General features: G+C 66.0%; 25 protein-coding genes. 10 read left to right on the top strand and 15 right to left on the bottom strand.

The window, feature by feature from the left end; genetic code table 11:
- Nucleotides 1-48 precede the first annotated feature (48 nt).
- On the top strand, nucleotides 49-636 hold the full coding sequence (locus PFLCHA0_RS13750; RefSeq protein WP_011060980.1) for an AidA/PixA family protein: 588 nt from the start codon (nucleotides 49-51) through the stop codon (nucleotides 634-636).
- A 45-nt stretch (nucleotides 637-681) separates the two neighbouring features.
- Here the strand turns inward: PFLCHA0_RS13750 and PFLCHA0_RS13745 are convergent, their stop codons facing one another.
- From PFLCHA0_RS13745 to PFLCHA0_RS13730, 4 genes are all read right to left on the bottom strand, one after another.
- Nucleotides 682-1,302: a LysE family translocator gene (locus PFLCHA0_RS13745; protein WP_041752198.1), complete on the bottom strand. Its 621-nt coding sequence runs from the start codon at nucleotides 1,300-1,302 to the stop codon at nucleotides 682-684.
- 87 nt (nucleotides 1,303-1,389) lie between these two features.
- Nucleotides 1,390-2,040 (bottom strand): DUF2239 family protein, encoded by a 651-nt coding sequence (locus tag PFLCHA0_RS13740; protein ID WP_041752197.1) that lies wholly within the window; start codon nucleotides 2,038-2,040, stop codon nucleotides 1,390-1,392.
- Between the two features lie 45 nt (nucleotides 2,041-2,085).
- Entirely contained in the window at nucleotides 2,086-2,316 is a 231-nt protein-coding gene (locus PFLCHA0_RS13735; RefSeq protein WP_015635378.1) for a DUF3079 domain-containing protein, read from the bottom strand.
- 71 nt (nucleotides 2,317-2,387) lie between these two features.
- On the bottom strand, nucleotides 2,388-2,840 hold the full coding sequence (locus tag PFLCHA0_RS13730; RefSeq protein ID WP_011060976.1) for an Lrp/AsnC family transcriptional regulator: 453 nt from the start codon (nucleotides 2,838-2,840) through the stop codon (nucleotides 2,388-2,390).
- A 242-nt stretch (nucleotides 2,841-3,082) separates the two neighbouring features.
- Between PFLCHA0_RS13730 and PFLCHA0_RS13725 the strand changes: the two genes are divergently transcribed.
- The 4 genes from PFLCHA0_RS13725 to PFLCHA0_RS13710 all read left to right on the top strand — a co-directional run bounded on the left by PFLCHA0_RS13725 (nucleotide 3,083) and on the right by PFLCHA0_RS13710 (nucleotide 5,384).
- Nucleotides 3,083-3,700, top strand: a complete 618-nt coding sequence (locus PFLCHA0_RS13725) for a LysE family translocator (protein WP_015635377.1) — start codon at nucleotides 3,083-3,085, stop codon at nucleotides 3,698-3,700.
- A 9-nt stretch (nucleotides 3,701-3,709) separates the two neighbouring features.
- Nucleotides 3,710-4,186, top strand: coding sequence for a MaoC family dehydratase (locus PFLCHA0_RS13720; protein ID WP_015635376.1), 477 nt, complete (start codon nucleotides 3,710-3,712; stop codon nucleotides 4,184-4,186).
- A 146-nt stretch (nucleotides 4,187-4,332) separates the two neighbouring features.
- On the top strand, nucleotides 4,333-4,734 hold the full coding sequence (locus PFLCHA0_RS13715) for a hypothetical protein (RefSeq protein ID WP_015635375.1): 402 nt from the start codon (nucleotides 4,333-4,335) through the stop codon (nucleotides 4,732-4,734).
- 95 nt (nucleotides 4,735-4,829) lie between these two features.
- Entirely contained in the window at nucleotides 4,830-5,384 is a 555-nt protein-coding gene (locus tag PFLCHA0_RS13710; RefSeq protein ID WP_015635374.1) for a UPF0149 family protein, read from the top strand.
- Nucleotides 5,385-5,468: 84 nt separating this feature from the next.
- On the opposite strand, the gene PFLCHA0_RS13705 is transcribed toward PFLCHA0_RS13710, so the two are convergent.
- The 8 genes from PFLCHA0_RS13705 to PFLCHA0_RS13670 form a co-directional block, all read right to left on the bottom strand.
- Nucleotides 5,469-6,056, bottom strand: a complete 588-nt coding sequence (locus PFLCHA0_RS13705; protein WP_015635373.1) for a hypothetical protein — start codon at nucleotides 6,054-6,056, stop codon at nucleotides 5,469-5,471.
- 16 nt (nucleotides 6,057-6,072) lie between these two features.
- Nucleotides 6,073-6,681: a hypothetical protein gene (locus tag PFLCHA0_RS13700; RefSeq protein WP_041752195.1), complete on the bottom strand. Its 609-nt coding sequence runs from the start codon at nucleotides 6,679-6,681 to the stop codon at nucleotides 6,073-6,075.
- 107 nt (nucleotides 6,682-6,788) lie between these two features.
- Complete coding sequence (locus tag PFLCHA0_RS13695) at nucleotides 6,789-7,139, bottom strand: hypothetical protein (protein WP_015635372.1); 351 nt, start codon at nucleotides 7,137-7,139, stop codon at nucleotides 6,789-6,791.
- A gap of 40 nt (nucleotides 7,140-7,179) precedes the next feature.
- Nucleotides 7,180-7,473, bottom strand: coding sequence for a hypothetical protein (locus tag PFLCHA0_RS13690; protein WP_015635371.1), 294 nt, complete (start codon nucleotides 7,471-7,473; stop codon nucleotides 7,180-7,182).
- Between the two features lie 135 nt (nucleotides 7,474-7,608).
- Nucleotides 7,609-8,085, bottom strand: coding sequence for a surface-adhesin E family protein (locus PFLCHA0_RS13685; protein ID WP_015635370.1), 477 nt, complete (start codon nucleotides 8,083-8,085; stop codon nucleotides 7,609-7,611).
- Nucleotides 8,082-8,729 (bottom strand): hypothetical protein, encoded by a 648-nt coding sequence (locus PFLCHA0_RS13680; protein WP_015635369.1) that lies wholly within the window; start codon nucleotides 8,727-8,729, stop codon nucleotides 8,082-8,084. The genes PFLCHA0_RS13685 and PFLCHA0_RS13680 overlap by 4 nt, the downstream gene beginning before the upstream one ends.
- Nucleotides 8,730-8,844: 115 nt before the next feature.
- Entirely contained in the window at nucleotides 8,845-9,630 is a 786-nt protein-coding gene (locus PFLCHA0_RS13675) for a PhzF family phenazine biosynthesis protein (protein WP_015635368.1), read from the bottom strand.
- Nucleotides 9,631-9,635: 5 nt separating this feature from the next.
- Nucleotides 9,636-10,331 carry a helix-turn-helix transcriptional regulator gene (locus tag PFLCHA0_RS13670; RefSeq protein WP_015635367.1) on the bottom strand — a complete coding sequence of 232 codons (696 nt, stop codon included), beginning with the start codon at nucleotides 10,329-10,331 and terminating at the stop codon, nucleotides 9,636-9,638.
- A 182-nt stretch (nucleotides 10,332-10,513) separates the two neighbouring features.
- Between PFLCHA0_RS13670 and PFLCHA0_RS13665 the strand changes: the two genes are divergently transcribed.
- The 5 genes from PFLCHA0_RS13665 to PFLCHA0_RS13645 all read left to right on the top strand — a co-directional run bounded on the left by PFLCHA0_RS13665 (nucleotide 10,514) and on the right by PFLCHA0_RS13645 (nucleotide 16,601).
- On the top strand, nucleotides 10,514-11,206 hold the full coding sequence (locus PFLCHA0_RS13665; RefSeq protein ID WP_041752194.1) for a response regulator transcription factor: 693 nt from the start codon (nucleotides 10,514-10,516) through the stop codon (nucleotides 11,204-11,206).
- Nucleotides 11,206-12,543: a HAMP domain-containing sensor histidine kinase gene (locus PFLCHA0_RS13660; protein ID WP_015635365.1), complete on the top strand. Its 1,338-nt coding sequence runs from the start codon at nucleotides 11,206-11,208 to the stop codon at nucleotides 12,541-12,543. Before PFLCHA0_RS13665 ends, PFLCHA0_RS13660 begins: the two co-directional genes overlap by 1 nt.
- Nucleotides 12,544-12,690: 147 nt before the next feature.
- On the top strand, nucleotides 12,691-14,925 hold the full coding sequence (locus PFLCHA0_RS13655) for a TonB-dependent siderophore receptor (protein WP_373366089.1): 2,235 nt from the start codon (nucleotides 12,691-12,693) through the stop codon (nucleotides 14,923-14,925).
- A 44-nt stretch (nucleotides 14,926-14,969) separates the two neighbouring features.
- Nucleotides 14,970-15,872, top strand: a complete 903-nt coding sequence (locus PFLCHA0_RS13650) for an alpha/beta hydrolase (protein WP_015635363.1) — start codon at nucleotides 14,970-14,972, stop codon at nucleotides 15,870-15,872.
- A 117-nt stretch (nucleotides 15,873-15,989) separates the two neighbouring features.
- Entirely contained in the window at nucleotides 15,990-16,601 is a 612-nt protein-coding gene (locus tag PFLCHA0_RS13645; protein WP_015635362.1) for a DNA-3-methyladenine glycosylase family protein, read from the top strand.
- Between the two features lie 231 nt (nucleotides 16,602-16,832).
- Here PFLCHA0_RS13645 and dctM read toward each other — a convergent pair whose 3' ends face one another.
- From dctM to PFLCHA0_RS13630, 3 genes are read right to left on the bottom strand one after another with little or no spacing between them, the layout of a single operon-like run.
- Nucleotides 16,833-18,113 (bottom strand): C4-dicarboxylate TRAP transporter large permease protein DctM, encoded by a 1,281-nt coding sequence (gene dctM, locus PFLCHA0_RS13640; RefSeq protein WP_011060956.1) that lies wholly within the window; start codon nucleotides 18,111-18,113, stop codon nucleotides 16,833-16,835.
- A complete protein-coding gene (locus PFLCHA0_RS13635; protein WP_015635361.1) occupies nucleotides 18,113-18,745 on the bottom strand; it encodes a TRAP transporter small permease in 633 nt (210 codons plus the stop codon). Before PFLCHA0_RS13635 ends, dctM begins: the two co-directional genes overlap by 1 nt.
- Before the next feature lie 57 nt (nucleotides 18,746-18,802).
- On the bottom strand, nucleotides 18,803-19,804 hold the full coding sequence (locus PFLCHA0_RS13630; RefSeq protein ID WP_015635360.1) for a TRAP transporter substrate-binding protein: 1,002 nt from the start codon (nucleotides 19,802-19,804) through the stop codon (nucleotides 18,803-18,805).
- Nucleotides 19,805-20,024: the final 220 nt, after the last annotated feature.

Here is a 20,024-nt window from a genome sequence, read left to right as displayed (position 1 = left end):
CCCGGGCCTGGATCGCCAGGCCCATAGCGCGACAACAGGGAGCCGGACATGAACGAAAACATCGTGGATATCCTTGTCACCATTGACGTGGACACCATTCTGGAAAGCAACGGCAAGACCTTCGACGGCGGCAACACGCTGACCTTGAGCCAGCACAGCGCCACCCCCACCCAGCTCTACAACTACTACAGCAACGGCCAGCGCCTGTCCGACCAGGTGGTCTACATGGTGGCCCGCCGCGACAACACCGACGGGCCGGACGGCGGCTCCGAACTGGCGGTCAACCTGCGTCAGGGGGACATTGTCCGCTGGCGCGCCACCAGCCTGTCCAAGGGCATGTACAACGCGGTGCTGCTGTACCAGTACACCCAGACCAACCCGGTACCGAGTGCCGGCAATCCGCCCTATCTGACCGACGTCACACCAATCGTCCTGGACAGCACGCCGCTGCCCATCATCGACAAGGACAACCCGGCCGGGCAGCCCATCGCGCAAAGCGTGCAGAACTACTACTGGCAGGCCAACGCCACCCGGGTCGGCTCGCGCATTACCTACACCTGGGCCTTCATGATCCTGGACAGCAACAACAAGGTGATCGCCTACTGCTCCTGGGACCCGTACTTCTCCATCCACTGATGGCCATGGCCTCTCCCCGTTGCGGGGAGAGGCTTGCTCCAGGCTTCAGGCGCGCCGGGCCAGCAACAGCACTGAGGCCGCCGCCGACAGCAACGCCGCGCAGCAACGATTGAACAGGCGCTTGCCCGCAGGCTCGCTGAACCAGCGGCGCATGTGCAGGCCCATCAGCGCATAAGCGCTGATGGCGATCCACTCCAGCAGCAGGAACAACAGCCCCAGCACCAGGAACTGCGAACCCACTGGCGCCCCGGGCTCGACGAACTGCGGCAGAAACGCGGTGAAGATCAGGATCGCCTTGGGATTGCCGATGGCCACCAGAAATTCCTGCCGGCTGAGGGCCAGCAGCCCGGACACCCGGCTGCGCTCCGCACTCTGCACCTGGGGGTCCGCGGTCCACAGCTGATAGGCCAGGTACAGCAGGTAGCCCGCGCCGAGAATCTTGATCCCGTAGAACAACAGCTCCGAGGCTTGCAGCACCACCGCCAGGCCGGCGGCGGCCAGGGCGATCATCAGGGCGAACGCCGCCAGGCGGCCGATGCCCGCCAGGCACGAGGTGCGAAAACCGTAGGCGCTGGCATTGCGCACCGACAGCAGGTTGTTCGGCCCGGGGGCCATGTTCAGGGCGAAACAGGCCGGGAGAAATAGCGCCAGGGTGGCGAGGTTCATAGGCACTCCAGAATCGGCAAGGCGTCGTTGTTGACCGGCAGGGAACATAAAACGCCTGGGCCCCGGGACACAAGCCAGCCCCGGCGATTACGCCCCGGCCAGGCGCAAGGCATAGGCACGGATGTCCTGCGGCCAGTCCTCGATGCACTGCTGCAGGCGCGCCAGGTCCGCGGCGAACAGCGCCCGGGTGGCTTCTTCATAACCGGGAAGATCGCCGCCCATGGCCAGCATGAACTGGTAGGCCGCCTCTTGCGCGGCCCGCTGGCGCTGCGGTTCGGCGCCATGGCGCCGGGCTTCGTCCACCAGCCGGCGCAGCACCGCCGAGGCGCCACCGGGCTGCTCGGCCAGCCAGTCCCACTGGCGCGGCAACAGGGTCACTTCCCGGGCGATGACCCCCAGCTTGGGTCGCCCCCGCCCCCGGGGCGCAGCCTCTTCGCCCTCGACCGGCGCAGCAGCAGGCTGGTGCGGGCGATAGCGCCCGTTGCCCGGCGCCGGCGTGGCGGCCAGGCGCTGGCGCACTTCGTCCGGGGTGCCCCGCAGGTCGAGGTCGATGACCCGGCCGCTGGCATCGTCGAACACCAGCAACGGCTGCGGCGCCGCCTCTTCGCTGGCACGCTTGACCGCCAGCGCGACCTCCAGCAACGGGCCGGCCGCCAGCACCTGCTGGGCCTGAAACGCAGTGACGGGTTGGGCAAGTGAGTCGGACATGGTTATGGCCTCAAGGAAACGAGGCTGCATATTACCCGGGTATTAATAAGACAATCAATAATACCCGGGTAATATTTAAACAGCGGCCGGCCCTCGCGACTGCCGCTGTGGGGCCGGCTCGCTGTCGACGGGCATCTCGATGCCCCAGTCGCCGTCCAGGTACCAGTCCTCCCCGAGCATTTCCGCCGGGTGCATGGTGCGATCGGAACCATTGCCGCAGGCCAGGGCATTGGCCGCGCAGTAGCGGTCGCAGCCCCAGCAGATCCGCTCGGGGTGTTTGGGGCGCAGGGGAAAGGGCTTGGCCATGACGGCTCCCGGAACCTGGATGAAGGAGCCTGCACCTTAGAACCTGCGGGACCTTCGAGCCTTGATCCCGATCACAATGGCAGGGTGCGGTCCTGGATCACCTGCTTCATCACCAGGGTCGAGGTCAGGCGCTGGACGTTGGGCAAGGTCGACAGGCGTTCGTCATACAACCGCTGGAACGCCGGCAGGTCGCGGGTGATCACCTGCAGCAGGTAATCGGGTTCGCCAAACAGCCGCTGCGCCTCGACGATCTGGACAATGCCCTGCAAGGCAGTTTCGAAGGCCGCCACGGCCTGATGATCGCCCTCGCGCAGGGTGACGAACACCATGGCCGAGAAATTCAGCCCCAGGGCGCTGGGCGCCAGTTGTGCGCGATAGCCCAGGATCACCCCGGACTGCTCCAGCGCCCGTACCCGGCGATGGCAAGGGGACAGGCTAAGACCGACCCGCTCGGCCAGGTCGGTGACCGACAGGCGGCCGTCGGCTTGCAGCTCGGCAAGAATCTTCTGATCAATCCGATCCATTTGAATAATTCTCCCCATTCGAAGGTTTGCAGTTGGAATATTAGAGAAAAAATCCCCCTCGATCTTCACTATTCTTTCTTCACACCTTGAAGCCCCTGCTCACCGCAGCTGTGCGGCGGTCGAGCCCCTGATGCCCGTGAGAAAGCCCCATGCCCTACCCCCTTGCCAAGCCGCACCCTGCGCTGCCTAGCGCGACCGCCTGCCCCGCCCACGCTACCTGCAGCCAGCCGAGGTAAGCCAACATGGAACCGAGCATGTTGGCCGCGTTCTGGGCAGTGTCGCTGCTGTTCGTGATCACCCCCGGCGCCGACTGGGCCTATGCCATCTCTGCCGGGCTCAACGGCCGGGTGGTGATTCCCGCGGTATCCGGGCTGCTGAGCGGCCACCTGCTGGCGACCCTGGTGGTGGCCGCCGGGGTCGGCGGGCTGGTGGCGCGTTACCCCCTGGCCCTTGCGGGCCTGACCGTGGCCGGTGCCGGCTACCTGCTGTGGCTGGGCGTCGGCCTGCTGCGCCACCCGTCCACGCCACAGGCCGGCGCAGGCCAGGCCGATGCTTCCTGGGCACGCTGGTCGTTCAAGGGCCTGTGTGTCAGCGGCCTCAATCCCAAGGTCTTCCTGCTGTTCCTGGCCCTGCTGCCACAGTTCACCAGCCCCGCGGCCGCCTGGCCGGTGTCGCTGCAGATCCTCGCCCTGGGGCTGCTGCATGCCTTCAGTTGCGCGGTGATCTACCTGTTGGTGGGCTTCGGCTCGCGCACGGTTCTGCAGACGCGGCCGGTGGCGGCGCTGTGGGTCAGTCGCCTGTCGGGCGGGTTGATGGTCCTGATTGCGCTAGTGTTGCTGGCGGAACAACTCCTGGCTTGAGGAGTACCCATGCACAGCTTCAGACAACGAGCGGCTCGCGGGCTGCAAAGCGGTGACAGCTTCAGCCTGTCGCGATGCTTCACTCCCCAGGACATCCAGCGCTTTGCCGAGATTTCCCGGGACTACAACCCGGTGCACTTCCACCCGCCCTTCGCCGAGGCCCGAGGGTTTCGCGAACCGGTGGCCCATGGCCTGCTGACCGCCAGCCTGGTGACCGAGATCGGCGGGCAGATCGGCTGGCTGGCCTCGGCGATGCGCTTCCAGTTCCGCCGCCCGGTCTATGCGAGGGATACCGTGACCTGCCGCTGGCTGATCACCGAGGTGGATGCCCGGGGCCGGGCTACGGCGGTCATCACCCTGAGCAACGAAGATGGCGTGATCGTGCTCGAAGGCGAAACCCGCGGCGTGCTTCCCGGCGAACAGGAACGGCAGTTACTGAGCCAGATGCTCGCCGAAGGCGACCCGGGCAACCCCTTGGCTCGGTAGACCTCAAGCCCTGCGACGCACCCGAAGCCCCCTTCGCTGGCAAGCCAGCGCCTACACAAAGCCCCACCACCACGCCATCTCGTTGGGGCTGGCCGGGCACAGAATTTTCTCTGACAGCGGCTACGGGATCGCTATGATGGATCACCATGAACCCCAGCCCCGCGATCCGCCAACCCTGTCCGCCCGGCGCCTGCATTTGCGAGCGCGAGCAGTTGCTGGACACCCCCGGAGCCGACCTGCGCATCCTCAATCTGACGCGCCAGGAGGAAAAACGCCTGCTCGAACGCCTGGAAAACCTCAAGGACCTGGCGGACCTGGAACACATGCAGCGGCGGATGTACGAACAACTGGGCATCCGCGTCCAGATCAGCCCCAGTGACAACGTGGTCCGCAGCATGCGCGGCATCGCCATTTCCCTGGGCGAGTTGCCCGGCCTGTGCCGCAAGACCCGGCAATCGATCCCGGCCGCCATCCGCCGGGCCATGGAGCAGCGCCCGGAAATCGCCTACCGCCTGCTGGACTCCCAGGACCTGTTGCGCGGCACCTGAGGGCCGCGCACTCAAGCGCCGCCCATACCGTTCAAGGCTTGCAGCCCGGGGCCTGAACCCGGAAACTTGCCGCTGCTTTTTCCAGGACTTCTCTCATGCAAAACACCCCATTGAACGCCGCCGACTTCGAAACCCTCGAAGACACCCTGCTCAAGTACGGCGACGACCACTCGGTACTCAACCCCTGCGAGCTGGACGGTTATTTCACCGCGCTGGTGTCGGGCCCGACCCAGGTGGATATCGCCGAATGGTTCCCGGCGATCTGGGGCGGCGAGAACCCCAATTGGGAAACCCCGCAAGAGTGCCGGCAGTTCATCGACCTGTGCGTGCGCCACATCAACACCCTGGCCGAACAACTGGCCAGTGATGCCCAGGGTTTCCATGCACGTTTCGAAACCACCGAACACCAGGGCCAGGACCTGTTGCTGGCCGAAGAATGGTGCTTTGGCTACCTGCGTGGCGTGGCCGTGGGCAACTGGCCGCAGATGCCGACACTACAGACCGGCCTGTTGCAGACGATCATCGACTGTGCCGAACAGGACAACTTCGAACTGCCGGCCGACCTCGACCTGGACCAGCATCGCCAGCAAGTAGCGGCCATCGAACCGGCGGCGCGGGCGCTGCATGCCTACTGGGCGGCGCAGCGCTGAAGTAAACCGCATCCAAAAAAAACGCCGCGGGCTCCAATCAGGGCCCGCGGCGTTTTTGTCTGCGTCCTGCCAGCAGCGCGAGGCTTACAGCAGTTTGCGTTGCACCGCTTCATCCAGGGTGCTGCGGGCCAGTTGCTGGACCACGTCGCGGGTATCCGCCTGGAAAGGAATCGCCACGATCAGCAGCAGTTGCATCCAGGTACGCACCGACTCGCTCTTGCGAATCCGCCCCAGTTCCTTGCCGTCCTTGTCCTTGAACACCGTCTCCAGGGTGAAGGTGTTCTTCGCCGTGGACGGGATGATGAAGAAGGTGGCGCCGGTGATGATGGCCGAGGCCATGCTGAACTGCTCGTTGTTGTACAGGGTGGCTTCGGCGTACAGGTCCGACTCGACCTTGTCGGTGCTGACCCGGGCAAAGCGCCCGGACTGGCGGTAGGTATCGGCCACCGCCGCTTCCCAGGCGGCGGCCGAGGCGCCGGCGGCAGCATTGGCCGGGCCGCCATTGACCTGGTTCATCGCGGTGGTGCGCACGAAGGCCGTGGGTTTGTGTTGCTCCGCCTGGGCGGTGGGTGGCCAGGCCGTGACCGGTGCCAGTTCGTGTTGCGAATAGGACACGCAGCCGCTCAGCAGTACCGCAGCCAGCACCAGTAGGTGCTTGATGGAACCGAACATGTGACGCTCCTTGATCCTAGTGCGCCAACCGGGCGGTGGCGTTGTCGAGCAATTTGGCAACCAGCTCGTTGAGCTGCTTGGCGCCCTGGGTCGGGGCCCAGTATTCGCGCCCATAGAGACCGACATTGCGCTCGAACTTGAGCTGCTCCCTGGCGCTGGCCAGTTCCTTGCCGTCGCGATCGACGATCGACAGATCACCGGCCAGGTCGAAGCTGTCGACGTAGATCGGGCCATTGACCCAGATCCACAGCGTCAGGGTCAGCAGGGCCCCCGGCACATAGCCCGGGTGCGGCCCGCGATGGCCCTTGAGGGAGGTCATGTTGAACTTCAGCACCACGTCGTTTTCCCCCAGGCGGGTAGGAAATTCGCTGAGTTGCTGGAAGTAGCCGGCGCTCTTGACGTAGGGCGTCAGCTGGGCGGTCAGGGAGCGGCTGATGGCGGTGCGGGTGGCTTCGTCGATACCGGCGGCGGAAACCTGCACATCGGCGATCTGCGCGGTGCGCGGGCTGCTGGCAGGCGCGGGATGCAGCGGTGCGCCCAGGGGGCCGGTGACGTTGTAGGACACACAGCCGGTCAGCGCCAGGGTGGCGACAAGGGCGGTGGCCCTGAGGAGGGTTCTGAACACGAAATATCCTTATTGAGGGACGGACAGCACCAACGTCTCGACCCCGGCGCCCAGAACTTTAGGAAAACCTCGCATTCGGTTGGGCGCTACAGGCCCGCTCCCGGGCCTTATTGATAGTCCTCTTCATAGGCCTGGAGCAGATTGAACAAGTGCTCCTGGGGCATCGCGCAGTCCTCCAGCGCTTCGGGCGCAACCCCGTTCCATTGCTCATCGGGGTCGCTTTCGACAATCAGCAGCGGCACCTGGGCGTTGTTGCAGAAGGCGAGGATGTCGCGCAGTTCCTGCTCACGTTCCACATGGTCGTTGTGAAACAGCTTGGCGCTGTAGAAGAAACCCTCGGCGCCACGGCGCAGATAGCCCTGGGCAATACGCAGGGACAGGCCCAGGCGCTGATGGAGAAACTTGACCAGCGCCAGGTCAGTGCTGGGAGTCGCGGCGGCGATGCTTATTCTGGACATGGCAGGTTCCTTGATAAATCGGCGGGCAGCCCTCGCGCTGCTACTCGGGCCGCCACAGTTCGAGCCCCTGCACATGGCGCTCGATGTCGTCCATGTCGTCCTCCCCCAGGGTACGGTCGAAGGGTTCGCTGAGAATCCTGCGCACCTGGGCCAGGCGCTGGGTGACCTGCTGGTTATCGATGAAATCGGTGGTGGCGCGCTGGTAGTCGGCCACGGGTTTATCCATGTAGTAGGCGCCCATCTTGTGCAACGAGATCAAGACGAACTCCAGCTCCGCCAGGGCCTGCAGCGCCTGCTCGCCAGAGAGGGTGATGGTGCGGTTGCTTTCCAGCATCGAAACTTCCTTGGTGCTCAACAGTTGGACAGAACGCCGCCTGGGCGGCGTGCGGCGCGCGCTTCAATCAGGCGGGCCACCGCCCATGCTGATCATGGCCTGGCCGGACTGAACAACAGGCCCGGCTGACACCGCTCACCGACTCGGTGCCGGAGCCAGCTTGAGCCGGGTCGGATCGACCGCGCAGGCCATGTTGCGCAGCTCCCCGATCAACGATTGACGGGGAAAGGCGGCCCATTGCGCAAGATCTTCCTTGCGCATGACCTCCACGCCCTGGGCGAAGGGCTCGGAGAAGTACACCCGGCCGAACTGCGCCGACTCATCCTTCTCGCAGTTGATCACCCGGGTCGCGCGGGAGCTGTAGATCGGCGGCTTGCCACCGCCCAGCGCAGCAGGCTTGGCGTAGTTGTTGACCAGATAGAACTGCCGCAGGTTCGGATTGTTCTGGTAGAGGGCCAGCGAGTTGGCGGCAAAGTAGGTGGCCAGTTCCGGGCTTTCCAGCACCTTGAACATGCCGTCCGGACGCTGCGGCGCCGGGGCCTCCCCGGGGGTACCCGAATGCGCGCAACCGGCGAGCAAAAGCGCCGCGCTCAAGCTCGACAGCTTGTTCATCGGCCCGCTCCCTGGGCCAGGTCCGGCCGCTCCTGCTCCAGCAATGGCTGATCGACAGTGCCCTGCAGCGAGCAGAGCAAACGGGTCTTGCCGTCTTCCTGGCTGAGCATGAGGATCTTTTCCGCGGAGCCCGGCGCCGGGGCGATGCCCGAAGCGGCGGCCGGGTTGTCCTGCCAGGGGGTCGCGGCGTTGAGTTTGATCTGCGGCCGGGAGACGAAGTATTCGCCAGTCTCCTGCCAACCGGCCTGGGGCAGCGCGGCCATGACGGCCTCGCGGCTGGCATCGATTTCAAAGCCCCAGAAGTGAAAGGTGCCCTGCTCGCCCAGGTCGAACTGGCGGTCGTAGTAGGCGCTCAGGGGCAGGCCCTGATCCAGCAGCGGCCGGGAAAACGCCATCAGCGCGGTGGCGCTGTCGCGGCGCTCCGCCACCGGAATCCAGGCGATGCCCTGGCGCTGATTCTCCGCCAGTTTCACCACCTGCCCGAGCTCGGCGCGCTGCTGATACAGGGCCTTGAAAAAACTCGGCTGGCACTCCAGCAGGCTCTGGCTGAGGCTCGCTGCCTGGGCAGCGCCGGCACTCAAGCCCAGGAGCAAGGCCAACAGCGGTGAGGTGGAAAGGCGGGGCAAGGTGCGCGTCCGTTGCATGGTCTGGAGCATCCTGAGCAGGCGAAAAAAACGCGACTCTACTCCCGCCGGCACCGCCGAGACAAATCCGCCTGCAGGCACCAGGCCTGCATGGCAGAGCGGCGCCACAGCCGGTTCAGAGGAAAATACGGCCCTTGAGGTACAAGGCGCCGTAGCCGCTGATGATCACCCGCCCGTTGTCCAGCACCTGGCACTGCAACTGGCCCTTGCGCGCCCCGCCCTGTTGCGCCCGCAACTGGCGCTTGCCCAGGCGCGCGGCCCAGTAAGGCGCCAGGGAGGTATGGGCGGAACCGGTGACCGGGTCTTCATTGACCCCGACCCGCGGGCCGAACCAGCGCGAGACGAAATCGAATGCCCGGGACGGCGCCGTCACGGCGATGCCGCGCACATCGAAGGCGGCCAGTGCGGCGAAATCGGGCTTGAGCGCCTCCACCAGAGATTCGTCGTCCACCACCAGCAGGTAATCGTCGGTGCGGTACAGGGCCTCGGCCGCCGGCAACCCCAGGGCTTGCAGCAGGGCCGGAGCAATCGCCACGGCTTCGGGCTGCTTGGCGGGAAAGTCCATGGACAGCAGGCCGCCCTCGCGGCTCACCCGCAACTCGCCGCTGCGGGTGGCAAAGCGCAGCACGTCGCGGCGCTCGCCCAACTGCTCGAACAGCACCCAGGCCGCCGCCAGGGTGGCGTGCCCGCACAGGTCGACCTCCACCGTGGGGGTGAACCAGCGCAGTTCGAAGACTTCGCCCTGGGGCACGAAATAGGCGGTTTCCGACAGGTTGTTCTCCAGGGCGATGCGCTGCAGGACTTCGTCCGGCAACCAGGCATCCAGGGGGCACACCGCCGCCGGGTTGCCACCGAAGACGTGGGAGGTAAAGGCATCCACTTGAAAGATATCGAGCTGCATCGCGGTCATTCCTCGGCGCCTTGGGCGCGGATCTGTTCCAGGTAGTTGTAGATGGTGTAGCGGGTCACCCCCAGGGCCGCGGCGGCCTTTTCGATCCCGCCCTTGACGATGAACACCCCGCGCTCCTGCATCTGGCGCACGGCGTCGAGCTTGTGTGGCTTGCTCATGCGCGCCCCGCTTCCCGGGCAGGCACCCTGGATGATCTGGGCCAGCAACTGTTCCATGTCGGGGGCTTCGTCGCGGCGCGGCGCAGGCGCGCTGCCCAGGCCCAGCAACTGCCCGAGGCAGGCATGAGCGGCGGCGATACCGCTCAGGTCGCTGTTGCTGCACAGGCTGGCGAAGGGCTGCCCGCTGCTGTCGCGAAAGATCACCGTGGAACTGCGCAGCTCGCGGCCGTCGGGGGCCAGGGTCGGGTAGTTCTCCAGCACCAGCGGGGTCGCCGCGGAGCGGTCTTGCAGGGCACGTCGCACCGCGGCAAAACCCAGGTCCTGGCGCGGCCCGACCAGCACCGGGTCGCCTACCCGGCGCCCGGTGACATGACCATTGGCGATGGCGACGATCGAGCACTCGGGACGGTCAAGGTCATGCAGGACAATCTCCACGTGCCGGCCGACTACACTGCCCAGCATCTGCAAAGTGCTGTGCAGCACCTGCAGCACCAGCTGACGTTCGGCAAGCAGGGAAGCGCAAGATCGGTTCATGGGTGACTACCAAGGTGAACGGCCAGGAAAAATATCAACACTTTGTTGAATATTCAACTTCTTGTTCAGTTGATCCCGGTCATGCCCGCCCATCATGGCAATTGCATAGCCAAGGGCATTGCTGCAATATTCGCAAATGTAAAACGTTCTCATTAAATATTTCCATTCAAGTGCTCTGCCCCATGACCCCCAACCTGCTTCTCGTGGAAGACGACGCCCGACTGCGCGACGACCTGGACCTGCATTTCCGCCAGCGCGGCTTTACCGTCACCACCTGCACCGACGGCCGCCAGGGGCTGGCCGCGGTGCGCGCCGGCCACTTCGACCTGGTGCTGCTGGACATCATGCTGCCGGGCATGGACGGCCTGGCCCTGCTGGAAACCCTGCGCCAGGAACAGGGCACGCCGGTGATGCTGATGTCGGCCCTGGGCGCCGAGCAGGACCGCATCACCGGCTTTACCCGAGGCGCCGACGACTACCTGCCCAAGCCCTTCAGCCTGGCCGAACTGGACGCCCGCGCCGACGCCCTGCTGCGGCGCATGGCCCGGGTGCAACAGCTGCAGGCCACGCGCCAGGACCCGCACCTGAGCTTCGACGACCAGGCCCAGGACGTGCTGCACCAGGGCCGCGCAGCGGGCCTGACCGGCTCGGAATACCGGTTGCTGGTGACCCTGCGCGAGCACCCCGGGGAAACCCTGAGCAAGCCGTTTCTCTATCAGCACGTACTGCACCGCATCTACACGAGGCTCGATCGCGGCCTGGATGTGCACGTGTGCAACCTGCGGCGCAAACTCGCCGACCTTGGGGTGCAGCACCTGCAGATCCAGGCGGTGCGCGGCGCGGGCTACATCCTGGTGGAAGCGGAACGCCACTGATGCGCCGTCACCCCCTGCTGTGGAAACTGGCGCTGTTGCAGATCGGCTTCTGCCTGCTGCTGACCTGGATCATCTGGACCTGGGGCCTGTCGGCCGAGCGCAGCACCTATTTTCTCGACCCCGCCGACCGCCAGTACCTGGCCAGCTACGCCCAGCAGGCCGAGCACGCCTGGCGCCAGGGCGGGGTGGCCGCGGTCGATGAGTTCCAGCGACAACTGGCAACCCGGGAAGACACCTGGGTCGCGGTGATCGGCGATCGCCTGCAGAGCCTGGGCAGCACGCCGCTGACCGCCGAGGAAGCCAGCCACCTGACCTTCATGCGCAAGCTCGACTGGCCCATGAGCCGGCGCCTGCAGGACGAGTTGCCCTACGTCAGCATCGAATTCCCCGAGCACCCGGAGCAAGGCCGGCTGGTGCTGCAACTACCCGAGCGCCTGCTGCCCAGCGGCCTGACGCCCTGGACCCACCTGCTCAGCCATGGCGTGGTGCCGACCCTGCTGGCCGCCCTGCTCGGCCTGTTGCTCTACCGCCACCTGGTGCTGCCGTTGAACCGCCTGCGCGACCGCGCCGATGCCTTGCGCGCCGACGACCTGGAAAGCCAGGGCCTGGGCACGCCCCTGGTGAACCGCCACGACGAACTGGGGGAACTGGCCCTGGCCTTCGAGCACATGGCCGAGCGCCTGCGCCAGAGCCTGGCCCAGCAGCGCCTGTTGCTGCGCACGCTGTCCCATGAGCTGCGCACGCCCCTGGCGCGGTTGCGCATCGCCCATGACAGCCGGTTGCCGCCGGAGCAGTTGCGCCAGCGCCTGGACCGTGAGATCGCCGACATGCAGCGCCTGCTGGAAGACACCCTGGACCTGGCCTGGCTCGACACCGAGCGCCCGCAACTGCCTACCGAAGCGGTGCAGGTGCTGTCGATCTGGGAAGCCCTGCGCCAGGACGCCTGCTTCGAAAGCGCCTGGGACGCCGAGCGCCTGCCCTGCCTGCTGGACGCCGAGTGCCGGGTCCAGGTGCACCTGGACAGCATCGCCCAGGCCCTGGAGAACCTGCTGCGCAACGCGATCCGCTACTCCCCCGCCGGCGGCCGGGTGAGCCTGCGCGGCTGGCGCGAAGGCGCCTATTGGCACCTGTGCCTGGAAGACCAGGGACCAGGGGTCGCCGAACAGGACCTGCAACGCATCTTCCAGCCCTACCAGCGCCTGGACTCGGCCCAGGGCGACGGCTTCGGCCTGGGCCTGGCCATCGCCCGGCGCGCCGTGGAGCTGCACCAGGGGCGGATCTGGGCCAGCAACGGCCACCCCGGGCTGTGCATGCACCTGCTGCTGCCCGCCGCCTAGGCCCGGCACAAGCGCGCCCGGCTCCCTGACAGAACCTCGTACCGACCTGGAAGTGTTTAGAAAGTTAATGCGCTTTACTCGCAAATAGCAGTCATTATCATTCGTGATCTTCTGTTTCTGCCTCTGTCCCGGAGATCACCGATGTCCATGCGCTCGATGCGTCCTTTCGCCCCCTTCCTGCTGTCCGGCTGCTGCCTGCTCAGCCAGGCCGTGCAGGCCGCCAACGAAGGCTCGACCCAGCCGGTCCTGGAGCTGGAACCCCAGAGCGTCATCGCCACCGCCAAGGAAGAAACCAAGCAGGCACCGGGGGTCTCGGTGATCACCGCCGAGGACATCCAGAAGCGCCCGCCGGCCAACGACCTGTCGCAGATCATCCGCACCATGCCCGGGGTCAACCTCACCGGTAACTCCACCAGCGGCCAGCGCGGCAACAACCGGCAGATCGACATCCGCGGCATGGGCCCGGAAAACACCCTGATCCTGGTGGACGGCAAGCCGGTGGGCAGCCGCAACTCGGTGCGCTACGGCTGGCGCGGCGAGCGTGACAGCCGCGGCGACACCAACTGGGTACCGGCCGACCAGGTCGAACGCATCGAAGTGATCCGCGGCCCGGCGGCGGCCCGCTACGGCAACGGCGCCGCTGGCGGGGTGATCAACATCATCACCAAGCAGGCCGGCATCCAGACCCACGGCAATGCGACGATCTACAGCTCGTTCCCGACCCACAAGGACGAAGGGGCCACCCAACGCATGAGCTTCGGCCTCAACGGCCCGCTGACCGACAGCTTGAGCTACCGGGTCTACGGCAACGTGGCCAAGACCGATTCCGACGACGCCGACATCAACGCCGGCCATGAATCCCTGCGCACCGGCAACCAGGTCGGCACCCTGCCCGCTGGCCGCGAAGGGGTACGCAACAAGGACCTCAACGGCCTCTTGAGCTGGCACCTGACCCCGGACCAGAGCCTGGACTTCGAAGCCGGCTTCAGCCGCCAGGGCAACATCTACACCGGCGATACCCAGAACACCAACAGCAACAGCACGGTGAAAAACCTGCTGGGCCACGAGACCAACCGCAGCTACCGCGAGACCTATTCGGTGACCCATCGTGGCGAATGGGACTTCGGCAGTTCCATGGCCTACCTGCAATACGAAAAGACCCGCAACACGCGGATCAACGAAGGCCTGGCCGGCGGCACCGAAGGCATCTTCAGCAACAGCGAGTTCTACACCGCGGTGCTGCGCGACCTGACCGCCCATGGCGAGGTCAACCTGCCCCTGCGCGCCGGCTTCGAGCAGACCCTGACCCTGGGCAGCGAATGGTCCCAGCAAAAGCTCGACGACCCCAGCGCCAACACCCAGAGTACCAGCGAAGGCGGCGCCGTGGGCGGCCTGAGCTCGAGCAACCGCAGCACCCAGTCCAGCGCGCAGATCTTCTCGCTGTTCGCCGAAGACAACATCGAACTGCAGCCGGGCACCATGCTCACCCCGGGCCTGCGCCTGGACCACCACAGCATCGTCGGCGACAACTGGAGCCCGTCCCTCAACCTGTCCCACGCCCTGAGCGACACCCTGACCCTCAAGGCCGGCATCGCCCGGGCCTACAAAGCGCCGAACCTGTACCAGCTGAACTCCGACTACCTGCTCTACAGCCGCGGCCAGGGTTGCTACGGCCAGAGCACCAGCTGCTACTTGCAGGGCAACGACAAGCTCAAGGCGGAAACCAGCGTCAACAAGGAACTGGGCCTGGAATACAAGGCCGACGGCTGGGTGGCCGGCCTGACCTACTTCCGCAACGACTACAAGAACAAGGTGGAATCCGGCCTGGCCCCGGTGAGCCATGCCAGCGGCGGCAGCGGCGCTTACCGCAACTCGGCGATCTACCAGTGGGAAAACGTGCCCAAGGCCCTGGTGGAAGGCCTGGAAGGCACCCTGACCATTCCGTTGGCCAGCCAGCTGACCTGGAACAACAACTTCACCTACATGCTGCAATCGAAGAACAAGGAAACCGGCGACTACCTCTCGGTGACCCCGCGCTACACCCTCAACTCGATGCTCGACTGGCAGGCCACCCAGGACCTGTCGCTGCAGGCGACCGTGGCCTGGTACGGCCAGCAGACGCCGAAGAAGTACGACTATCACGGAGACCGCGTCACCGGCAGCGCCACCCAGCAACTGGCGCCGTACGCCATTGCCGGGGTCAGCGGCACCTACGCCCTGACCCGCAACCTGAGCCTGACCGCCGGGGTCGACAACCTGTTCGACAAACGCCTGTTCCGTGAAGGCAATGCCCAGGGCGTGAACAACATCGCCGGGGCCGGCGCCGCCACCTACAACGAACCCGGGCGCACCCTGTACACCAGCCTGACCGCTTCGTTCTGAGCCATTACCAAGAGCCATCACCAAGAGCCTGCCGAGAACGCCTGATGAGAACTTTTTTCCTGCCCCTGGCCCTGGCCTGGGGCCTTGCGGGAGCGGCCCTGGCCGCCCCCGCCCCGGACCAGCCCATGGACCGCAGCCTGCTGCAACGCCAGGACCTGCCCTACCGCTTCACTAGCCTGCAACTGGATTCCGCCGACGGCCAGCGGCACTACCAACTGTGGATCGGCAAACCGTTGCAGGCGCCGCCGCCACAGGGCTACCCGGTGCTGTGGATGCTCGATGGCAACGCCGCCATCGGCGCCCTCGACCCCGAGCAGCTCAAGCGCCTGGACCAGGGCCAGGCGCCGCTGCTGGTGGCAGTGGGTTACCAGACCCCGCTGCGTATCGAGCGCAACGCCCGCACCTATGACTACACCCCGCAGCAACCGGGCCAGGCGCAGCAGCAAGACCCGCTGACCGGGCAACCCAGCGGCGGCGCGCAAGCCTTCCTGCAACTGCTGCGCGAACGCATGCGCCCGGCCGTGACGGCCCAGGCACCGATAGATACCGCGCAACAGACCCTGTGGGGCCACTCCTACGGCGGCCTGCTGGTGCTGCAGGCGCTGTTCAGCCAGCCCCAGGCGTTTCGACACTACGCCGCCGCGAGCCCTTCGCTGTGGTGGGGCGACGGCCTGATCCTGCCCCAGGCCCAGGGCCTGGCCGAGCGCCTGCAGGGCCATCATGCGCAATTGCTGCTGATGCGTGGCGACGCCGAGCCGGGCAACCCGCGCCAGCCAGCAGGGCCCGAGGCCGACCAGCGCGCCCGCCAGTTGCAGGCGCAACTGGCCCAGGTGCCGGGGTTGGCCCTGGACTACCACAGTTTTGAAAAACTCAGCCATGGCCAAACCCTGGCAGCCTCGTTGCACTACGTGCTGGAGCGGCTCTACCTATCGGCGGCCAAGGACTGAAAACCCTGCGCCCGGGTGCAAGGCCCGGGCCGCGAGTTCCAGCGCAAGAGACAGGGTGCAAGCCTTGGGGCGGCGGGCTAATCTGCCGCTCGCCCCGCCACTTGTTCCGGATCACCAATGCCCACCTGCCCTGCCACTCGTTTTCTTGCCGCACTGGATGCCGACTGGGCCGCGCTGATCGCCGCCGTCGGCCCCTGCCTGCACCAGCCCCGCCCGGAGCGCGAGCCTTATCAGGCGCTGGTGCGCGCGGTGGCCTACCAGCAACTGCATGCCCGCGCGGGCGACGCGATACTCGGCCGCCTGCGCGCTTTGTTTCCCGGGCAGGACTTCCCTACGCCCGGGCAACTGGCCGATGCCAGCCTGGAGAGCCTGCGCGGCTGCGGCTTTTCCGCACGCAAGGTAGCGACCCTGCAGGGCATCGCCCAGGCCACCCTGGACGGCCGCGTCCCCGATGCCGCCAGCGCCCGCGGCCTGGATGACGAACAGTTGATAGAGCGCCTGATCCAGCTGCCCGGCATTGGCCGCTGGACCGTGGAGATGCTGCTGATCTACAGCCTTGAGCGCGAGGACATACTGCCGGTGGACGACTTTGGCGTGCGCGAAGGTTATCGCCGCCTGAAAGACCTGGAGAAACAGCCCAGCCCCCGGCAGCTGCGCCAGATCGGCCAGGCCTGGAGCCCCTGGCGCACCACTGCTGCCTGGTACCTGTGGCGCGTGCCGACGGCCTGAACACCGCGCACTTGACCCGGTGCGGACTGGCCGCTGCGCGGTTCGCCGGCAAGCCGGCTCCTACGGGGATATGCCCGCCTGTAGGAGCTGGCTTGCCAGCGAAAGCGCCCGCAAGATCGCCCCATTCCCTCGCCATCAACCGCGCCCAATGGCCGCTGCGCGGTTCGCGGCAGGCCGGCTCCTACGGGGTTATGCGCGCCTGTAGGAGCTGGCTTGCCAGCGATGGGGGCGCTACATGCCCAGCCAGTTGGGCAAGGCCAGGGAGATCAGCGGCACGTAGGTCACCAGGATCAGGAACAGCAGCAGGATCATCAGCCACGGCATCGCCGCGCGGATGGTCTGGCCCAGGGTCAGGCCGGTCACCGCCGAGGTCACGAACAGGTTCAGGCCCACCGGCGGGTGCACCAGGCCGATCTCCATGTTGACCACCATGACGATGCCCAGGTGAATCGGGTCGATCCCCAGCTTCATGGCAATCGGGAAGAAGATCGGCGCCAGGATCAGCACGATCGCCGAGGGCTCCATGAAGCTGCCCGCCACCAGCAGCACCACGTTGACCATCAGCAGGAAACCGATCGGCGTCAGGCCTTCGGAAATCACCCAGGCGGTGATTTCCTGGGGGATCTGTTCGGTGGTCAGCACATGGGCGAAGAGCATGGCGTTGGCGATGATGAACATCAGCATGATCGACAGCCGGCCCGACTCCAGCAGCACCTTGGGGCAGTCCCGCAGCTTCATGTCGCGGTACACGAACAGGGCGACGAAGGCCGAGTACACTGCCGCCACCGCCGCCGCCTCAGTAGGCGTGAACATGCCGCTGTAGATGCCGCCAAGGATGATCACCAGCAACAACAGGCCCCAGAACGCCCGGCGCGCAGCACTCAGCCACTGGCCAAAGGTGGCCCGTGGCTGGGCCGGCAGCTTTTTCACCCGGGCCACGATGTAGATCGCCACCATCAGCAGCAGGCCCAGCAGCAACCCGGGCACCACGCCGGCCATGAACAGCTTGCCCACCGAAGTCTCGGTGGCCGCCGAGTACACCACCATGACGATCGACGGCGGAATCAGGATGCCCAGGGTCCCGGCGTTACAGATGATCCCGGCGCCGAACTCCTTGGGATAGCCGGAGCGCACCATGCCCGCCACGGCAATCGAGCCCACCGCCGCCACGGTGGCCGGCGAGGAACCGGACAGCGCGGCGAACAGCATGCAGGCCAGCACCGCGGCAATGGCCAGGCCGCCACGGATGTGGCCGACGCAGGCGTTGGCGAAGTCGATCAGGCGCTGGGCCACGCCGCCGGTGGTCATGAAGGCCCCGGACAAGAGGAAGAACGGAATCGCCAGGAAGGTATAGGCGTCGGAGGTCTCGAACAGCTTGATCGCCAGGGAGCTCAGGGAGTCCTGGCTGAACATCAGGATCGACACCGCCCCCGACAGGCCCAGGGCAATGGCGATGGGCACGCCGAGGAACATGAACACGAACAGCAGCAGAAACAGACAGAGCACGGCCATCAGTGACGCTCCTCATGGCTGCCCGCCAGCTTGCTGGCCTCGCCCGCCTCGTCGGCCAGGCCCAGGCCGAACTGCCGTCGGGTGAAGATGCGGTAGAAGATTTCCAGGTAGCGGATCAGCACCAGGGCGAAGCCGATGGGCACTATCACCACGATATGGCTGACCTGGATGCCGAAGCGGTCCAGGTCTTCGGCACCGATATGGGCGGCCATGATCGCGCTCAGCCACTTGAAGCTGGCGACCATGAACAGCCCGGCGTACACCAGGCAGCACAGGCAGGCGAGCAGCGCCAGGTAGCGCTGCACCGGGCGCGGGGTCAGGCGCACCAGGGCGTCCACCCCCAGGTGCCCGGCGGTGCGCACGCCATAGGAGATGCCGAAGAAGATCAGCCAGCCGAACATCGCCTTGGTCAGGGCCACGCTCCAGGTCATGTCCTGGGCCAGGCCCATGGTGGCGTCGCCCAGAGCGTTGAAGAAGGCGCTGCTGGCGGTCCATTTGTCGGCCAGGGCGAAGAACAGGGTGTAGATGTTGTTGAGCATCACGTAGACGAAGGTCACCAGGGTCATGGTCGCCAGCAGCAGGGCAATCAGGCCCTCCTCCAGGTGCTCCCAGATACGTCTCAGGGACTGCATAGAGATACCTCGCGAAACGGGCAGTGGCCGTCCGCCGCGGACGGCCGGGAGGGCGTATCAGTGGCGCTGGTTGGCGGCGTCGGCGGCCTTGATCAGGTCGGCGCCGATCTCGTCCTCGAACTTGCTCCACACCGGGCGCATGGTGTCGCGCCAGGCCTGGCGCTGCTCGGGGGTCAGTTCGATGATTTCGCTGGTCCTGGCCTCGACGATCTTCTGCCTGGCGCTCTGGTTCAGGGCCTCGGCCTGTTTGTTCACCTCCACCGAGACCTCGGCCATGATGGTTTCCAGCTCGCCGCGCACGTCCGCCGGCAGGCCGCTCCAGAAGCTCGCGTTGGTGATCACCATGTAGTCGATCAGGCCGTGGTTGGACTCGGTGAAGTACTTCTGCACCTCGTTGACCTTCTGGCTTTCATAGTTCGACCAGGTGTTCTCGGTGCCGTTGACGGTGCCGGTCTGCAGGCCCTGGTAGACCTCGGCGAAACTCATCTTGCGCGGGTTGGCGCGCATCGCCTTGAACTGCTCTTCGAGCACGCTGGAGGCCTGCACGCGGAACTTCAGGCCACGGGCGTCCTTGGGTTCGTGCAGGGGCTTGTTGGCCGACAACTGCTTCAGGCCGTTGTGCCAGTAGGCCAGGCCGAGAATGCCCTTGCCCTGCATCGAGGTCAGCAACTGCTTGCCCTCGGCGGCCTGGAAGCGGTCCACCGCCGCCAGGTCGTCGAACAGGAACGGCAGGTCGTAGATCTGGATCTTTTTCGTGTACTGCTCGAACTTGGCCAGGGACGGCGCCAGCATCTGCACATCCCCCAGCAGCAGCGCCTCCATTTCCTTGCCATCGCCGAACAGCGACGAGTTGGGGTAGACCTCGACCTTGACCCGCCCCGGCAGGCGCTCCTCGGCGAGCTTCTTGAACAGCAGCGCGCCCTGGCCCTTGGGGGTGTTCTCGGCCACCACATGGGCGAACTTGATGATGATCGGGTTGCCGGTGGATTCGGCGGCCTGGGCCACCCCGGCAGCAAGCAATGCGGCGGCACAGAACAGCGCTCTTGAGAGCTTGAACATGGACTTCACCTTTTTATTGTTGTGATTGAGGGAAGAGTGCCTAAGGCATGGCGTATAGAGAATTTCGAATTTTTGATACCCGCGTTCACCCCCGCCGAACGCTCCGCCCCATGTAGGAACCGGCTTGCCGGCGAAAGGGCTCCCGAGCCCTGCGCCGCCCCCGCCAGCGCCTGCAAGGGGCAATTGAACCGCGGGCGCGTAACCCCTAAAGTCACGCCTC

It is taken from the genome of Pseudomonas protegens CHA0 (assembly GCF_000397205.1).
GTDB lineage: Bacteria > Pseudomonadota > Gammaproteobacteria > Pseudomonadales > Pseudomonadaceae > Aquipseudomonas > Aquipseudomonas protegens.
The sequence above is the reverse complement of the archived record's forward strand: the minus strand, read 5'-3'. Positions and strand labels throughout refer to the sequence as shown.

Bases quoted from the DNA above. Each gene is read 5' to 3' on its own strand.
- PFLCHA0_RS13750 (WP_011060980.1), top strand. From the start codon at position 49: ATGAACGAAAACATCGTGGATATCCTTGTCACCATTGACGTGGACACC.
- PFLCHA0_RS13745 (WP_041752198.1), bottom strand. From the start codon at position 1,302: ATGAACCTCGCCACCCTGGCGCTATTTCTCCCGGCCTGTTTCGCCCTG.
- PFLCHA0_RS13740 (WP_041752197.1), bottom strand. From the start codon at position 2,040: ATGCAGCCTCGTTTCCTTGAGGCCATAACCATGTCCGACTCACTTGCC.
- PFLCHA0_RS13735 (WP_015635378.1), bottom strand. From the start codon at position 2,316: ATGGCCAAGCCCTTTCCCCTGCGCCCCAAACACCCCGAGCGGATCTGC.
- PFLCHA0_RS13730 (WP_011060976.1), bottom strand. From the start codon at position 2,840: ATGGATCGGATTGATCAGAAGATTCTTGCCGAGCTGCAAGCCGACGGC.
- PFLCHA0_RS13725 (WP_015635377.1), top strand. From the start codon at position 3,083: ATGGAACCGAGCATGTTGGCCGCGTTCTGGGCAGTGTCGCTGCTGTTC.
- PFLCHA0_RS13720 (WP_015635376.1), top strand. From the start codon at position 3,710: ATGCACAGCTTCAGACAACGAGCGGCTCGCGGGCTGCAAAGCGGTGAC.
- PFLCHA0_RS13715 (WP_015635375.1), top strand. From the start codon at position 4,333: ATGAACCCCAGCCCCGCGATCCGCCAACCCTGTCCGCCCGGCGCCTGC.
- PFLCHA0_RS13710 (WP_015635374.1), top strand. From the start codon at position 4,830: ATGCAAAACACCCCATTGAACGCCGCCGACTTCGAAACCCTCGAAGAC.
- PFLCHA0_RS13705 (WP_015635373.1), bottom strand. From the start codon at position 6,056: ATGTTCGGTTCCATCAAGCACCTACTGGTGCTGGCTGCGGTACTGCTG.
- PFLCHA0_RS13695 (WP_015635372.1), bottom strand. From the start codon at position 7,139: ATGTCCAGAATAAGCATCGCCGCCGCGACTCCCAGCACTGACCTGGCG.
- PFLCHA0_RS13690 (WP_015635371.1), bottom strand. From the start codon at position 7,473: ATGCTGGAAAGCAACCGCACCATCACCCTCTCTGGCGAGCAGGCGCTG.
- PFLCHA0_RS13685 (WP_015635370.1), bottom strand. From the start codon at position 8,085: ATGAACAAGCTGTCGAGCTTGAGCGCGGCGCTTTTGCTCGCCGGTTGC.
- PFLCHA0_RS13680 (WP_015635369.1), bottom strand. From the start codon at position 8,729: ATGCAACGGACGCGCACCTTGCCCCGCCTTTCCACCTCACCGCTGTTG.
- PFLCHA0_RS13675 (WP_015635368.1), bottom strand. From the start codon at position 9,630: ATGCAGCTCGATATCTTTCAAGTGGATGCCTTTACCTCCCACGTCTTC.
- PFLCHA0_RS13670 (WP_015635367.1), bottom strand. From the start codon at position 10,331: ATGAACCGATCTTGCGCTTCCCTGCTTGCCGAACGTCAGCTGGTGCTG.
- PFLCHA0_RS13665 (WP_041752194.1), top strand. From the start codon at position 10,514: ATGACCCCCAACCTGCTTCTCGTGGAAGACGACGCCCGACTGCGCGAC.
- PFLCHA0_RS13660 (WP_015635365.1), top strand. From the start codon at position 11,206: ATGCGCCGTCACCCCCTGCTGTGGAAACTGGCGCTGTTGCAGATCGGC.
- PFLCHA0_RS13655 (WP_373366089.1), top strand. From the start codon at position 12,691: ATGCGCTCGATGCGTCCTTTCGCCCCCTTCCTGCTGTCCGGCTGCTGC.
- PFLCHA0_RS13650 (WP_015635363.1), top strand. From the start codon at position 14,970: ATGAGAACTTTTTTCCTGCCCCTGGCCCTGGCCTGGGGCCTTGCGGGA.
- PFLCHA0_RS13645 (WP_015635362.1), top strand. From the start codon at position 15,990: ATGCCCACCTGCCCTGCCACTCGTTTTCTTGCCGCACTGGATGCCGAC.
- dctM (WP_011060956.1), bottom strand. From the start codon at position 18,113: ATGGCCGTGCTCTGTCTGTTTCTGCTGCTGTTCGTGTTCATGTTCCTC.
- PFLCHA0_RS13635 (WP_015635361.1), bottom strand. From the start codon at position 18,745: ATGCAGTCCCTGAGACGTATCTGGGAGCACCTGGAGGAGGGCCTGATT.
- PFLCHA0_RS13630 (WP_015635360.1), bottom strand. From the start codon at position 19,804: ATGTTCAAGCTCTCAAGAGCGCTGTTCTGTGCCGCCGCATTGCTTGCT.